The organism is Streptomyces canus 299MFChir4.1, from assembly GCF_000383615.1.
GTDB lineage: Bacteria > Actinomycetota > Actinomycetes > Streptomycetales > Streptomycetaceae > Streptomyces > Streptomyces canus_C.
Genome location: NZ_KB911599.1, coordinates 137,370 through 150,595 on the forward strand (window position 1 = coordinate 137,370; position 13,226 = coordinate 150,595).

At 71.4% G+C, this 13,226-nt stretch carries 11 protein-coding genes and 1 pseudogene; 5 read left to right on the top strand and 7 right to left on the bottom strand.

Annotated features, from left to right (window positions below):
• The first annotated feature begins 178 nt into the window (after positions 1-178).
• From H293_RS0131280 to H293_RS0131290, 3 genes are all read left to right on the top strand, one after another.
• The gene (locus H293_RS0131280; protein ID WP_020121766.1) at positions 179-955 is read left to right on the top strand and encodes an SIS domain-containing protein; all 777 of its coding nucleotides are present in this window, start codon (positions 179-181) and stop codon (positions 953-955) included.
• Between the two features lie 331 nt (positions 956-1,286).
• A complete protein-coding gene (locus H293_RS0131285) occupies positions 1,287-1,772 on the top strand; it encodes a GNAT family N-acetyltransferase (protein WP_020121767.1) in 486 nt (161 codons plus the stop codon).
• A gap of 146 nt (positions 1,773-1,918) precedes the next feature.
• Positions 1,919-3,331, top strand: coding sequence for a PAS domain-containing protein (locus tag H293_RS0131290; RefSeq protein ID WP_028808356.1), 1,413 nt, complete (start codon positions 1,919-1,921; stop codon positions 3,329-3,331).
• 52 nt (positions 3,332-3,383) lie between these two features.
• Here the strand turns inward: H293_RS0131290 and pdxH are convergent, their stop codons facing one another.
• Positions 3,384-4,013, bottom strand: coding sequence for a pyridoxamine 5'-phosphate oxidase (pdxH, locus tag H293_RS0131295; protein WP_051138184.1), 630 nt, complete (start codon positions 4,011-4,013; stop codon positions 3,384-3,386).
• Positions 4,014-4,182: 169 nt separating this feature from the next.
• On the opposite strand from pdxH, the gene H293_RS0131300 reads away from it, so the two are divergent.
• Positions 4,183-5,307, top strand: a complete 1,125-nt coding sequence (locus H293_RS0131300) for a citrate synthase 2 (RefSeq protein WP_020121770.1) — start codon at positions 4,183-4,185, stop codon at positions 5,305-5,307.
• Positions 5,308-5,384: 77 nt separating this feature from the next.
• Here the strand turns inward: H293_RS0131300 and H293_RS0131305 are convergent, their stop codons facing one another.
• The 6 genes from H293_RS0131305 to H293_RS0131330 are packed head-to-tail and all read right to left on the bottom strand — an operon-like array spanning position 5,385 to position 12,944.
• A complete protein-coding gene (locus H293_RS0131305; RefSeq protein ID WP_020121771.1) occupies positions 5,385-5,999 on the bottom strand; it encodes a TetR/AcrR family transcriptional regulator in 615 nt (204 codons plus the stop codon).
• Complete coding sequence (locus H293_RS0131310; protein WP_020121772.1) at positions 5,987-6,721, bottom strand: enoyl-CoA hydratase family protein; 735 nt, start codon at positions 6,719-6,721, stop codon at positions 5,987-5,989. Before H293_RS0131310 ends, H293_RS0131305 begins: the two co-directional genes overlap by 13 nt.
• Positions 6,718-8,286, bottom strand: coding sequence for a 4-coumarate--CoA ligase family protein (locus H293_RS0131315; protein WP_020121773.1), 1,569 nt, complete (start codon positions 8,284-8,286; stop codon positions 6,718-6,720). The genes H293_RS0131310 and H293_RS0131315 overlap by 4 nt, the downstream gene beginning before the upstream one ends.
• A gap of 33 nt (positions 8,287-8,319) precedes the next feature.
• Positions 8,320-9,450, bottom strand: a complete 1,131-nt coding sequence (locus tag H293_RS0131320; protein WP_020121774.1) for an acyl-CoA dehydrogenase family protein — start codon at positions 9,448-9,450, stop codon at positions 8,320-8,322.
• A gap of 42 nt (positions 9,451-9,492) precedes the next feature.
• Positions 9,493-11,334 carry an acetyl/propionyl/methylcrotonyl-CoA carboxylase subunit alpha gene (locus H293_RS0131325; protein WP_020121775.1) on the bottom strand — a complete coding sequence of 614 codons (1,842 nt, stop codon included), beginning with the start codon at positions 11,332-11,334 and terminating at the stop codon, positions 9,493-9,495.
• A gap of 11 nt (positions 11,335-11,345) precedes the next feature.
• Positions 11,346-12,944, bottom strand: coding sequence for an acyl-CoA carboxylase subunit beta (locus tag H293_RS0131330; RefSeq protein ID WP_020121776.1), 1,599 nt, complete (start codon positions 12,942-12,944; stop codon positions 11,346-11,348).
• A 137-nt stretch (positions 12,945-13,081) separates the two neighbouring features.
• Here H293_RS0131330 and H293_RS60440 point away from each other — a divergent pair.
• Positions 13,082-13,222, top strand: a pseudogene (locus H293_RS60440) (RNA-guided endonuclease TnpB family protein); the annotation flags it as partial.
• Positions 13,223-13,226 lie beyond the last annotated feature (4 nt).

The window sequence follows — 13,226 nt, forward strand, 5'->3', positions numbered from 1 at the left end:
AGCACGACAGCTTCCCGGCTCGTGCGCTGGCCCTGCCGTCAATTCTGCCGGATGCCACTGACAAGCGTGCCGCGCCGTTGCGACCACGCGGTTACGAGCAGCGCGCGGCCGTATTGACAGCCCACTGGTCCAGACCGCACCGTGATCCGCGACACGGCGACGAAGGATGGGACGACGCATGGGCGAGACGGGCTCCGCGAGCGCTGACGGCAGGCTGTCCGGACAGTTCCTCGACGCCGCGATCGGGCTGCTGCGGCGGCTCCGCGACGAGGAGGCCGAGTCGATCGCGGCGGCCGGTGAGCTCCTGGCCGACACCGTCGCCTCCGGCGGCCGCCTCTTCGCCTTCGGCGCCGGACACTCCTCACTCGCCGCGCAGGACCTCGTCTACCGGGCCGGCGGACTCGCCCTGATGAACCTGCTGACCGTGCCAGGGGTCGTGGGCGTCGACGTCACGCCGGCAACCCTGGGCTCGGCCCTGGAACGGGTCGACGGCCTCGCGAACGCGGTCCTGAGCTGTTCGCCCCTCCGCGCGGGCGACACCCTCGTGATCATCTCCCTCTCCGGCCGCAACGCGCTCCCCGTGGAGATGGCCCTGGGCGCCCGCGCCCTCGGCGTACGGGTCATCGGCGTGACCTCGGTCGCCTACACGACGTCGACGAAGCCCCGCCACAGCTCGGGGACCTTCCTGAAGGACCACTGCGACGTCGTACTCGACTCCAAGATCGCCCCGGGCGACGCGGAACTCTCCCTGGACACCGTCCCGGCCCCCTTCGCCCCTGCCTCCACGGTCGTGACCTCGGCGCTGCTCCAGTCCGTGATGGCCACGGCGGCGGGCGCGCTGGCGGAGCGCGGGATCGAGCCGCCGCTGCTGCGGTCGGGGAACGTGGACGGCGGCCTGGAATGGAACGAGCGCGTGTTCGAGGAGTACGGGGACCGGATCTTCTACCGGCAGTAGGAACCCGCGGGAAAACGCAGACGACCCGCGAACTCGGGTCCCTCCACCTTGCGGCGGGGGAGCCGGCCGGACGTAACCGGCGAGCTCGCGGGTCGGGTGACTGCGTTGAATTGGCCGGCTGCGTGCACCTCGTACACGCTGGTCCGGCACCGCACTGAATGTGGTGGCAGGCCGCTAGCCCGCAGCCACCTCGCGCGTCCGGGTTTCACTCATGTACCCGATCACCTCCCTTCGGCGTGACCCACACATTAGGAAGCGTCCCGGCGCCGATCAACCGGTTTTCCAGAAACATGTGCGGTCTCGCCGACCCAGAATGAGGATCGGGACAGAGATGGACGCGCGGAAGGGATTGGTGACCGTGGCTGAGCTGCGGATCGTGCCCGTGGCCGGGGACGGCATGGCCGAGGAGTGGCGGCACGTCCACAACGTGATCGTGCCGCCGGCCGCCATGAGCACCGAGGAGGTGGGCGAGCGCGTCCGGCGCTTCCGGCTGGAGAACGCGTATCTCGGGGACACGCTCGTGGGCTGCTCGACCGTCCGGCCGCCGGACGGGGAGGACGCCGTGGCGACCGTCATCGCGCGCGTACTGCCCGATTACCGGGGACGGGGTTTCGGAACGGCTCTCTACGAGAAGGGTCTTGATCATGCGCGTGTGCTCGGCGCCCGGGTGATCGAGACATGCGTGCTGGCCGTCAATGGGGACGGCGTGCGGTTCGCGCGGGCGCGCGGGTTCGTCGAGGTCGACCGGTATGTGCTGGACGGCGAGAGCGACGAGTGGATCGACCTGCGGCTGGAGCCGGACCGGATAGCTGTTTGAGGTGATTCGGAGCGTTTCCGGCGTACAACGATTCCTTCAATCTTGCGGGAACCCGGTGTGTGCTGTGTCACGTTCGAGTTGAATGATTGTTGGTGAGCGAACCGACGTGCGGTACGTACGGACGCGGCAGCTGGCAGGGGGTCCAGGTGAGTGCTTCCCGGCGTAGTGGGACCACCGACGAGCTGGGGCCGGACGGGCCCGAGCCGGACGGGCCTGAGGGCTCGGGCGGCTCGGATCTGCTCGCCGCCCTGCTGGACGGCATGGACGCGGCACTGTGTGCCTTCGACGCGGACGGTGTCGTCACCCACTGGAATCGTGAGGCCGAGCGCATCCTCGGCTGGACCGCGGCCGAGGCCGTGGGGCGGCACGGGTTCGCCGGCTGGGCCGTACGGCGGGCCGACGCCGAGGAGGTCGAGGGGCGGCTGATGTCCGCCATGCAGGCGCCCGGCCGGCAGGTGCACGAGTTCGCGCTGCTGACCAAGGACGGCGGCCGGGTCCTCGTCCGCACCCAGTCCGCGGCCGTGCGCGGGCCCGACGGGAAGCCGGCCGGGGTGTACTGCGCCTTCAGCGAGGTGCACACGCAGATCGATCTGGAGCGGTCGATCGCGCTCAGCGAGGCGCTGTTCGAGGACGCCTCGTGGGGTGTCGTGCTGGTCGACGCCGATCTGCGGCCCGCCGTGGTCAACGCGCACGCGGCCCGGTCGCTGGGCGTCGGGCGTACGTCCGTGCTGGGGCGGCCGCTCGGGGAGTTGCTGGCGCAGGGCGTGGAGGAGCTGGAGAGCGCGCTGACCCATGTGCTGGCGGAGGGCGCGCCGCCGGCACCGGCCGAGATCTGGGTGGCGGTGCGCACGCCGGACGGCGATAAGCGGCGCTGCTGGCGCTGCGGCTTCGTACGGCTGTCCTCGCCGCTCGCGGAGGAGCCGGTGCCGTTGGGCGTCGCCTGGCTGTTCCAGGACGTCACCGAGGCCAAGCAGAGCGAGCAGGAGGCCTCGCTGCTGCGGTTCCGGACGAACCAGCTGCACCGGGCGGCCCGGGCGGCGGCGGAGTGCGAGGACCCGGCCGAGGCCGCCGTCGTCCATCTGGACTTCGCCCTCGCCGGATTCGCCGACCACGCGCTGATCGACCGGGTGGCCGGGGGCGCGGTGGCCGACGGTGAGGAGACCGGTCCGGTCCGTCTCGTACGGGTCGCCGCGACGCCCTCCGGGGCACCGGGGCCGAGTCTGCAGGCGTCGGGCGCGGCCGGGCTGCCCTTGCGGTACGGGGTGGGGCATCCGGCCCTGCAGTGCGCGGACCGGGCGGGGTCGGTGCGGGCCAGTGTGGGGGCGGTGTCGGGCGACCGGGCCCGCGAGTGGGCCGAGGCCCGTCAGTGGCCGCCGGACGTGGTGCACGCGTTGTGCGCGGTGCTGCGCAGCCGGGGTCGCACCCTCGGGGTCGTGACGTTCCTGCGGGGCTCCGGGAGGGGCCAGTTCGAGCGGGGCGACGCGGTGTACGCGGAGGACGTGGCGGTACGGATCGCGGCCGCGCTGGATCTCGGTGGCGTGGTGGGCCGGGCGCAGTAGGGGGCAGGGTGCCGCGGCCGCCTGGCTCCCCCGGACCTACTGCCTTACGGCCTCACGGGCTCAGCCGCTCCACCCGCCAGCTCCCGTCCGCCTCGGCCACGTACCGCAGCCGGTCGTGCAGCCGGTTCTCGCGCCCCTGCCAGAACTCGACCTGCTCCGGCGCCACCCGGAAGCCGCCCCAGTGCGGCGGCACCGGGACCTGTTCGCCCTCGGGGTAGCGCGCGGCCAGTTCGGCGTACGCGGCGTCGACCTGCTCGCGGGTCTCGACCACCGAGGACTGCGCGCTGGCCCAGGCACCGAGCTGGGAGCCGTGCGGGCGGGTACGGAAGTAGGCGGCGGTCTCGTCGCGGCCGGTGCGGCGGGCGAGGCCGGTGACGATGACCTGGCGACCCATGGGATGCCAGGGGAAGAGCAGGGAGACGTACGGGTTCTGCGCGAGGTCCCTCGCCTTGCGGGAGCCGTAGTTCGTGTAGAAGACGAAGCCCTCTTCGTCGAACTGTTTGAGCAGGACCGTGCGGGCGCTGGGACGGCCCTCGGCGTCCGCGGTGGAGACGACCATGGCGTTCGGCTCGAAGAGGTGCGCCTCGGTGGCCGCCTGCTTGAACCAGCGGGCGAACTGCTCGACGGGCGTGGCTGCCAGCTCGCTCTCGGCGAGACCTTCCGCGCGGTACTGCTGGCGCATGGAGGCGGGGTCCGGGAAGACGGCGTGTGCTGCGTCGGTCACGTCGTCATCTTGCCGTACGGATCGCGTCCCCACGGGTGGTGGCACTGAGTGCCGCTTGCCCTCCCCAAAGGTGGCACTCGGGGATATCGTGGCGTCATCCGTCGTACGCGTCATGAGGAGCCGCCTGATGTCCGACCACGACCCCGGCATTGACCCCGGTTTCGTACCCGGCCTCGAAGGAGTCGTCGCGTTCGAGACGGAGATCGCCGAACCGGACAAGGAGGGCGGCGCGCTGCGGTACCGGGGCGTCGACATCGAGGATCTGGTCGGCCACGTCTCGTTCGGCAACGTGTGGGGGCTGCTGGTCGACGGCGCCTTCAATCCCGGTCTGCCGCCCGCCGAGCCGTTCCCGATCCCGGTGCACTCCGGGGACATCCGCGTGGACGTCCAGTCGGCGCTCGCCATGCTCGCCCCGGTGTGGGGGCTGAAACCGCTGCTCGACATCGATGCCGAAAGGGCGCGTGCCGACCTCGCGCGGGCCGCCGTGATGGCCCTCTCCTACGTCGCCCAGTCCGCGCGCGGGCAGGGGCTGCCGATGGTGCCGCAGCGGGAGATCGACAAGGCGCAGTCCGTGGTCGAGCGGTTCATGATCCGGTGGCGCGGGGAGCCGGACCCGAAGCACGTGGCCGCCGTGGACGCGTACTGGACGTCGGCCGCGGAGCACGGGATGAACGCGTCGACGTTCACCGCGCGCGTGATCGCCTCCACCGGCGCGGATGTCGCCGCGGCGCTCTCCGGGGCCGTGGGGGCGATGTCGGGACCGCTGCACGGCGGGGCGCCGTCCCGGGTGCTCGGGATGATCGAGGAGATCGAGCGGACCGGGGACGCCGAGGCGTACGTCAAGCAGGCGCTGGACCGCGGTGAGCGGCTGATGGGGTTCGGGCACCGGGTGTACCGGGCCGAGGACCCCCGCGCTCGCGTGCTGCGGCGGACCGCGCGGGAGCTGGGGGCGCCGCGGTTCGAGATCGCGGAGGCGCTGGAGAAGGCGGCGCTGGCGGAGCTGCACGCGCGGCGGCCGGACCGGGTGCTCGCCACCAACGTGGAGTTCTGGGCGGCGATCGTCCTCGACTTCGCGGAGGTGCCGGCGCACATGTTCACGTCGATGTTCACGTGCGCGCGTACGGCGGGCTGGTCGGCGCACATTCTTGAGCAGAAGCGGACGGGGCGGCTGGTGCGGCCGTCTGCGCGGTATGTGGGGCCGGCGGCCCGGAATCCTCGGGACATCGAGGGGTACGGGGGGATCGCCCACTGAGGGGGGGGTGCCTGAGCGACGTGGGCGACTGCGGGTCCGTGGGGGCTGGTCGCGCAGTTCCCCGCGCCCCTGACGCGTTACATCAGCGCCTCGTTCAGCAGTGCTGCCCATTGGGTCACCACTCTGTCCCGCCTGGCCTTGTCGTCCGTCAGCAGGTTTGCCAGGCCCAGGCCCCTCGCCATGTCCAGGAGGCCCTGGACCGTCTCGCGGACGCCGGGGCGGGACTCGTCCGCACCCAGCAGCTCCACGGCGATGCGATGGGTCTCGCGGCCGACACGCGCCTCCAACTCGGTCACCTGGGGGCGCAGTTGCTCCTCGTTGGAGGCGGCGACCCACAGGTGGAGGGCGGCGCGGAACAGCGGGCCGGTGTAGAGGTCGACGAGGGCGGAGATCACCGCGCGCCGGTCGTCCGCCGCGCCCTGGGGGAACAGGGCGCGCAGGGCCGTGGAGCGTTCTTCGGCGACGTATTCGACGGCGGCGGTGAACAGGTCCTCGCGGGTCGGGAAGTGGTGCTGGGCGGCGCCTCGGGAGACGCCGGCGCGTTCGGCCACGACGGTGACCGTGGAGCCGGTCCAGCCGTGTTCGGCGAGGCAGGCCACGGCCGCTTCGAGGAGGCGCTGCCGGGTGGCCCGGCTGCGGTCCTGCTTGGGTACGCGGTCGGCGCGGTCGCCGATCGTGGTCACACCGCCCATGAGGGATCCCGTCGTTCCAGGAAGGCTGTCATGCCCTCGCGCGCGTGCGGTGAGGCGAACAGCCGGGCCGAGAGCGCGGTCAGGTCGGCCGCGTCCCGGTCGAAGGTCTCCAGCACCTTAGCCGTGAGCAGCCGTTTCGTCTCGGCCAGGGCCTCGGGGGCGGCCCGGCGCAGACCGTCAAGGATCGGTTCGAGTACGGCGTCCACGTCGTCGCCCGCCGCCGTCACCAGGCCGGTGCGGGCGGCCTCGGCGGCGTCGAAGCGCTCGCCGGTGAGGTAGTGGCGGGCGAGGGCGCGAGGGTTGGTGCGGGGCAGCAGGGTCAGCGAGATGACCGCGGGGGCGACCCCGATGCGTACCTCGGTGAAGGCGAAGGTCGACTCGGTGGACGCGGCGGCGATGTCGCAGGCGGCGAGGAGGCCGAGGCCGCCCGCGCGGACGTGCCCGGTGACGCGTGCGACGACCGGCTTGTCCAGCTCCACGATCTGCCGCAGGAGCCCGACCAGGGTCTCCGGGTCCGGGGGGTCCTTCAGGTCGGCGCCCGCGGAGAAGGTGGTGCCGGTGTGGGTGAGGACGATCGCGCGGACATCGCCGTCCTCGGCGCAGTCGGCCAGAGCGGAGGCGAGCTCCCCCACCAGCGCCGCCGACAGGGCGTTGCGGTTGTGCGGGGAGTCGAGGGCGAGGGTCTCGACGCCCCGCGCGCGTGTACGGGCGATCAGTGTCATGTGCGCTCCCTGAGCTGCCGTCGGAGGATCTTGCCGGAGGCGGCCCGGGGCACCTCGCCGATGAAGGTGACCTGGCGGACGCGCTTGTAGGGGGCGACGCGCTCGGCGACGTACATCATGACCTCGCTCTCGGAGAGGTCGGGCGCGGTGGGCTGGCGGACGACGAAGGCGTGCGGGACCTCGTTGCCCTGGTCGTTGTAGGTGCCGATGACGGCCGCGTCGGCGATGCCGGGGTGGGTGAGCAGCAGGGCCTCCAGTTCGGCGGGGGCCACCTGGAAGCCCTTGTACTTGATGAGCTCCTTGACCCGGTCGACGACGAACAGCCAGCCGTCGGCGTCGACATGGCCGACGTCTCCGGTGTGCAGCCAGCCGTCGGGGTCGATCATCGCGGCGGTGTCGTCGGGGCGGCCGAGGTAGCCCTTCATGATCTGCGGGCCGCGGATGAGGATCTCGCCGGGCTCGCCGGTATCGAGGTCCTTGTCGGGGTCGTCGAGGGAGACGATCCGCATCTCTGTGCCGGCGATGAGCTTGCCGACGGTCCCGGGCGGCGCCTCGCGCATGGCGGACAGGGGGACGACGTGGGTGCCGGGCGAGAGTTCCGTCATGCCGTAGGCCTGGCCGACGGGCGGCAGGCCGAGGCGGGCCGAGCAGGCCGCGGCGAGTTCGGCGTCCAGCGGGGCGGCGGCGCTGACGATGTAGCGCAGGGACGAGAGGTCGTACTGCTCGATCAGCGGGTGCTTGGCGAGGGCGAGGACGATCGGCGGGGCCACGTACAGGCCGGTGATGCGGTGGTTCTGGATCGCGGCGAGGAAGGTCTCCAGGTCGAAGCGGGGCAGGACGACGACGGAGGCGCCCTGGCGCAGGGGCGCGTTCATCAGGGCCGTGAGGCCGTAGATGTGGAAGAAGGGCAGGACCGCGAGGACGCGGTCCTCGGGGCCCGCCGACATCAGCGGTTCGAGCTGGGCGAGGTTGGTGGCGATCTGGCGGTGCGTGAGCATCACGCCCTTGGGGGTGCCGGTGGTGCCCGAGGAGTACGGCAGGGCCGCCACGTCCGTCACCGGGTCGATGGCTATGTCCGGCTCGGGGGCCGTCGAGGCCAGCATGTCGATCAGGGAGCGGTGACCGGTGGCGCTGTCGCAGACGAAGATCTCCCGTACCCCGCCCGCGAGTTCGGCAGCCCGGCGAGCGGTCTCCAGCAGCGGGGAGACGGTGACGATCCAGCGGGCCGCGGAGTCGGAGAGCTGCTTGGCGAACTCCTCCGGCGTGCAGAGCGGGTGCACGGTCGTGACGGAGGCACCCGCGCGCGTGGCCGCGTAGAACGCGGTCGGGAAGGCGATCGTGTTGGGGCTGTGCAGCGCGAGCACGTCCCCCTTGGTGACGCCCGCCTCCGCGAGTCCCGCGGCGACCCGGCGGTGGAACCGGTCGAGCTGTCCGTACGTGAGGGTGGTGCCCTCGGTGCCGTCGATCAGGGCGGGCGCGTCACCGAACTCGGCGGCCCGGGCCAACACCGCGTCGTGGATGGGTAGTTCCAGGGGCTGGACGTCTGCGTACTCGCTGCGGAACACGGTTCCTCCAAGACGGCCTGACACCAGGTCGGCCTAGTAGGACTTGGGCAGGCCCAGGGTCTGGTGGGAGACGTAGTTGAGAATCATCTCCCTGCTGACCGGTGCGATACGAGCCACGCGCGCGGCCGTTATCAGCGAGGCGATCCCGAACTCCCGGGTGAGGCCGTTGCCGCCGAGGGTGTGGACGGCCTGGTCCACGGCCTTCACGCAGGCCTCCCCCGCGGCGTACTTGGCCATGTTGGCGGCCTCTCCCGCGGCCACGTCGTCGCCCTCGTCGTAGAGGTGGGCGGCCTTCTGCATCATCAGGCGGGCCAGTTCGAGGTCGATGTGGGCCTGGGCGAGGGGGTGGGCGATGGCCTGGTGGGCGCCGATGGGGGTGTTCCACACCGTGCGGTCCTTGGCGTAGGCGATCGCCTGGGAGAGCGCGTAGCGGCCCATGCCGATCGCGAAGGCGGCCGTCATGATCCGTTCGGGGTTGAGGCCGGCGAAGAGCTGGAGGAGGCCCGCGTCCTCGTCTCCCACGAGGGCTTCGGCGGGGAGGCGTACGTCGTCGAGGGTGAGCTCGAACTGCTTCTCCTGGGCGTTCAGTTCCATCTCGATGTGGCGCCTGCCGAATCCCGGGGCATCACGCGGAACGATGAACAGGCAGGGCTTGAGGCGGCCGGTGCGGGAGTCCTCCGTACGGCCGACTATGAGGGTGGCGTCGGCTATGTCGACGCCGGAGACGAAGACCTTGCGGCCGGTCAGCAGCCAGTCGGCGCCGTCGCGGCGGGCCGTGGTGCTGATGCGGTGGCTGTTGGAGCCGGCGTCGGGTTCCGTGATGCCGAACGCCATCGTGCGGGTGCCGTCGGCGAGTGCGGGGAGCCAGTCCCGCTTCTGGGACTCCGTGCCGAACCGGGCGATCACGGTGCCGCAGATGGCCGGGGACACGATCATCATGAGGAGGGGGGCGCCGGCCGCGCCGAGTTCCTCCAGGACGATGGAGAGTTCGGCGATTCCACCGCCGCCGCCTCCGTACTCCTCGGGGAGGTTGACGCCGAGATAGCCCAGCTTGGCGGCTTCGGACCAGAGTTGCTCTCTGTCGTAGGCGCGGCCGTGGCGTTTGCCCAAGGCGGATACGGCTGTTCGGAGGGCTTTGTGCTCGTCCGTTTCGATCGTGGGCATGTGGCTCCTTCGTTGTGGCTGGTCGCGCAGTTCCCCGCGCCCCTACGTAGGTTCAACAACCGCCAGTAGAGAGCCGACCGTTACCTGTTGGCCGACAACTGCATTCAGCTCGCTGAGCGTGCCTGTGTGCGGGGCCGTGATCTTGTGTTCCATCTTCATCGCCTCCAGCCAGAGGAGAGGTTGGCCTGCCTCCACGGCGGCTCCCTCGCCCAGGCCGTCGGCAACCCGTACGACCGTTCCCGGCATGGGGGCCAGCAAGGAGCCCGGGGCGAGCTGGGCGGTCGGGTCCGGGAAGCGGGGCAGAGCCGTCAGGGCCGTGCCCCCCACGTACACCTGGTCGCCGTACCGGGCCACCTCGAACGTCCGCCGCACGCCGTCCACTTCGAGTACGACCGCGCTCGGGTCCGCGTGGATCACCCGGACCCCGTCCGCCTCCAGGCCGTCGCGCGTATGCCGGTAGCGGACCTCGTGCTCCTCCCCCGCCATCGCGTACCGCTTCGTCTGCGGGGCCGAGTGCAGGTTGCGCCAGCCGCCGAAGCGGGAGCGGCCGACGGCGTCCGCGAGGGCCGCCGCCAGGGGGGCGTACGGCTCCCCGGTCCCGCCGACGAGTTCCGTGAGGTGGCGGTCGTAGAAGCCCGTGTCCATGCGGGCCGTCGTGAACTCCTTGTGGCGCAGGGAGTTCACCAGCAGGTCCCGGTTGGTGGTGGGGCCGTGGATCGTGGCCTTCTCCAGGGCGCCCGCGAGTCTGCGGACCGCCTCCGCGCGCGTGGGGGCGTGTGCGACGACCTTGGCGAGCATCGGGTCGTAGTGGACGCCGATGTCGTCGCCGTTCGCGTAGCCCGTGTCCAGACGGACGGACGGGGGGACCGAGAAGTGGTGCAGGGTGCCGGTCTGCGGGGTCCAGTCCCGGGCGGGGTCCTCGGCGTAGAGGCGGGCCTCGACGGCGTGGCCACGCGCGCGTGGTGGCTCGTCGGGGAGCGGGGCGCCTTCGGCGACACGGATCTGTTCCGCCACCAGGTCGATGCCGAACACGGCCTCCGTCACCGGGTGTTCGACCTGGAGGCGGGTGTTCATCTCCAGGAAGTGCGCCTCGGTGCCGGAGACCAGGAACTCGACCGTGCCCGCGCCCACGTAGTCCACCGCGCGCGCCGCTCGTACGGCCAGCTCGTGCAGTTCCGCCCTGAGGCCGTCGGGGAGTCCGGGGGCCGGGGCCTCCTCGATCACCTTCTGGTGGCGGCGCTGGAGGGAGCAGTCGCGGGTGCCCAGGGCCCAGACCGTGCCGTGGGTGTCGGCGAGGATCTGGACCTCGACGTGGCGGCCGTCCTCGACGTACGGCTCGACGAAGACCTCGCCGTCCCCGAAGGCGCCGGCGGCCTCGGCGCGTGCGCTCTCCAGGGCGGCCGTCAGGTCCTCCATGCGGCGCACGATCCGCATGCCGCGGCCTCCGCCGCCCGCGGCCGCCTTCACCAGCACCGGCAGATCGGCCGGCGTCACGTCTCCGAGGGGCGCGAGGCCCATCAGTTCCTTGGCGCGCGTCTTGGACGCCATCGCCTCGATCGCGGACGGCGGCGGCCCGATCCAGACCAGGCCCGCGTCCATGACGGCCCGCGCGAAGTCGGCGTTCTCGGAGAGGAAGCCGTAGCCGGGGTGCACGGCGTCGGCACCGGAGGCGAGCGCCGCCTTCACGACCAGGTCGGTGCGCAGGTAGGTGTCGGCGGGGGCCGCGCCCGGGAGCCGTACGGCCGTGTCCGCCACGCGCGTGTGGAGGGCGTTCGCGTCCGGGTCCGAGTGCACGGCGACCGTCCGGATCCCCAGCTCATGGCAGGTGCGGAAGATCCGGCAGGCGATCTCGCCCCGGTTGGCGACGAGCACAGAAGTGATCACTGAAGGGTTCCTCACATCCGGAAGACGCCGAAGCCGCCGCGGGCGCCCTCGTAGGGCGCGGTGTGGATCGCGGACAGGCACAGTCCCAGTACGGTCCGGGTGTCGCGGGGGTCGATGACGCCGTCGTCGTAGAGCCGCCCGGACAGGAACATGGGCAGCGACTCGGACTCGATCTGCTGCTCCACCAGGGCGCGCAGGGCGGCGTCGCCCTCTTCGTCGTACGGCAGTCCCTTCGCGGCGGCCGACTGGCGGGCGACGATGGAGAGCACGCCGGCGAGCTGCTGGGGGCCCATGACGGCCGACTTGGCGCTGGGCCAGGCGAAGAGGAAACGGGGGTCGTAGGCGCGGCCGCACATGCCGTAGTGGCCCGCTCCGTACGAGGCGCCCATCAGGACGGACAGGTGCGGGACCTTCGAGTTGCTGACCGCGTTGATCATCATCGCGCCGTGTTTGATGATGCCGCCCTGCTCGTACTCCTGGCCGACCATGTAGCCGGTGGTGTTGTGCAGGAAGAGCAGCGGGATGTCGCGCTGGTTGGCCAGCTGGATGAACTGGGCCGCCTTCTGGGACTCCTCGGAGAACAGCACACCCTGGGCGTTCGCCAGCACCCCGATCGGATAGCCGTGGAGCGCCGCCCACCCCGTCACCAGGCTCGTCCCGTACAGGGGCTTGAACTCGTCGAAGTCGGAGGCGTCGACGATCCGGGCGATCACCTCGCGCGGGTCGAAGGGGGTGCGGAGGTCGCCTGGGACGATGCCCAGCAGTTCGTCGGCCGGGTACTTGGGCGGCTCGGCGGGGCCCGGATCGCCGTACGCCTTGCGGTGGTTGAGACGGGACACGACGCGGCGGGCCTGCCTGAGCGCGTCCTGCTCGTCCACGGCGAAGTAGTCCGCGAGACCCGACACACGCGCGTGCATCTCGGCACCGCCGAGGGACTCGTCGTCGCTCTCCTCGCCGGTCGCCATCTTGACGAGGGGCGGGCCGCCCAGGAACACCTTGGCCCGCTCCTTGACCATGATCACGTGGTCGGACATGCCGGGGACGTAGGCGCCGCCGGCCGTCGAGTTGCCGAAGACGACGGCGACGGTCGGTATCCCGGCCGCCGACAGCCTCGTCAGGTCCCGGAAGATCGCGCCGCCCGGGATGAAGATCTCCTTCTGCGAGGGCAGGTCGGCGCCACCGGACTCCACCAGGCTGATGCAGGGCAGCCGGTTGGCGAGGGCGATGTCGTTGGCCCGCAGGGCCTTCTTCAGCGACCAGGGATTGCTCGCGCCGCCGCGCACGGTCGGGTCGTTGGCGGTGATCAGGCACTCCACGCCCTCGACGACCCCGATCCCGGTGACGAGGGAGGCGCCGACCGTGTAGTCGCTGCCCCAGGCGGCCAGCGGGGACAGTTCGAGGAAGGGCGTGTCGGGATCGAGGAGCAGCTCGATCCGTTCCCGGGCGAGCAACTTGCCGCGCCCCCGGTGCCGTTGCACATACTTCTCACCCCCGCCCGCGAGCGCCTTCGCGTGCTCGGTGTCCAGCTCGGCGAGCTTGGCGAGCATGGCTTCGCGGTGGGCCCGGTAGTCGGAGCCGGTGGTGTCCAGACTGGAGTTGATGGTCGTCACAACCTGCCTCCGGGACTTTCGTTGCGTAGCACCTCTGCATGGCGTCGCGCCAGGAGACGACCAGAAGAGTCAACACACATTCGGTGGTTCATCGTTTGGAGTGAAGCCCGCACAAGGACGAGACATCTGTGCGAGCGTCGTACACCTGCACCACGTGCGGAGCTGTGTCTCCCAGGGACAAGAACTCCGCCCGCGTGATGCTGGTCCGGGCGGGTCTGACCCCGGCTGATGTCGAGGGCGTAAGACCTCCTGGGGCGCAGCTCCAAGAGGCAGCCTGAGTCA

Coding starts and splice junctions, on each gene's coding strand:
- H293_RS0131280 (WP_020121766.1), top strand. CDS start 179: ATGGGCGAGACGGGCTCCGCGAGCGCTGACGGCAGGCTGTCCGGACAG.
- H293_RS0131285 (WP_020121767.1), top strand. CDS start 1,287: ATGGACGCGCGGAAGGGATTGGTGACCGTGGCTGAGCTGCGGATCGTG.
- pdxH (WP_051138184.1), bottom strand. CDS start 4,013: ATGCGCCAGCAGTACCGCGCGGAAGGTCTCGCCGAGAGCGAGCTGGCA.
- H293_RS0131300 (WP_020121770.1), top strand. CDS start 4,183: ATGTCCGACCACGACCCCGGCATTGACCCCGGTTTCGTACCCGGCCTC.
- H293_RS0131305 (WP_020121771.1), bottom strand. CDS start 5,999: ATGGGCGGTGTGACCACGATCGGCGACCGCGCCGACCGCGTACCCAAG.
- H293_RS0131310 (WP_020121772.1), bottom strand. CDS start 6,721: ATGACACTGATCGCCCGTACACGCGCGCGGGGCGTCGAGACCCTCGCC.
- H293_RS0131320 (WP_020121774.1), bottom strand. CDS start 9,450: ATGCCCACGATCGAAACGGACGAGCACAAAGCCCTCCGAACAGCCGTA.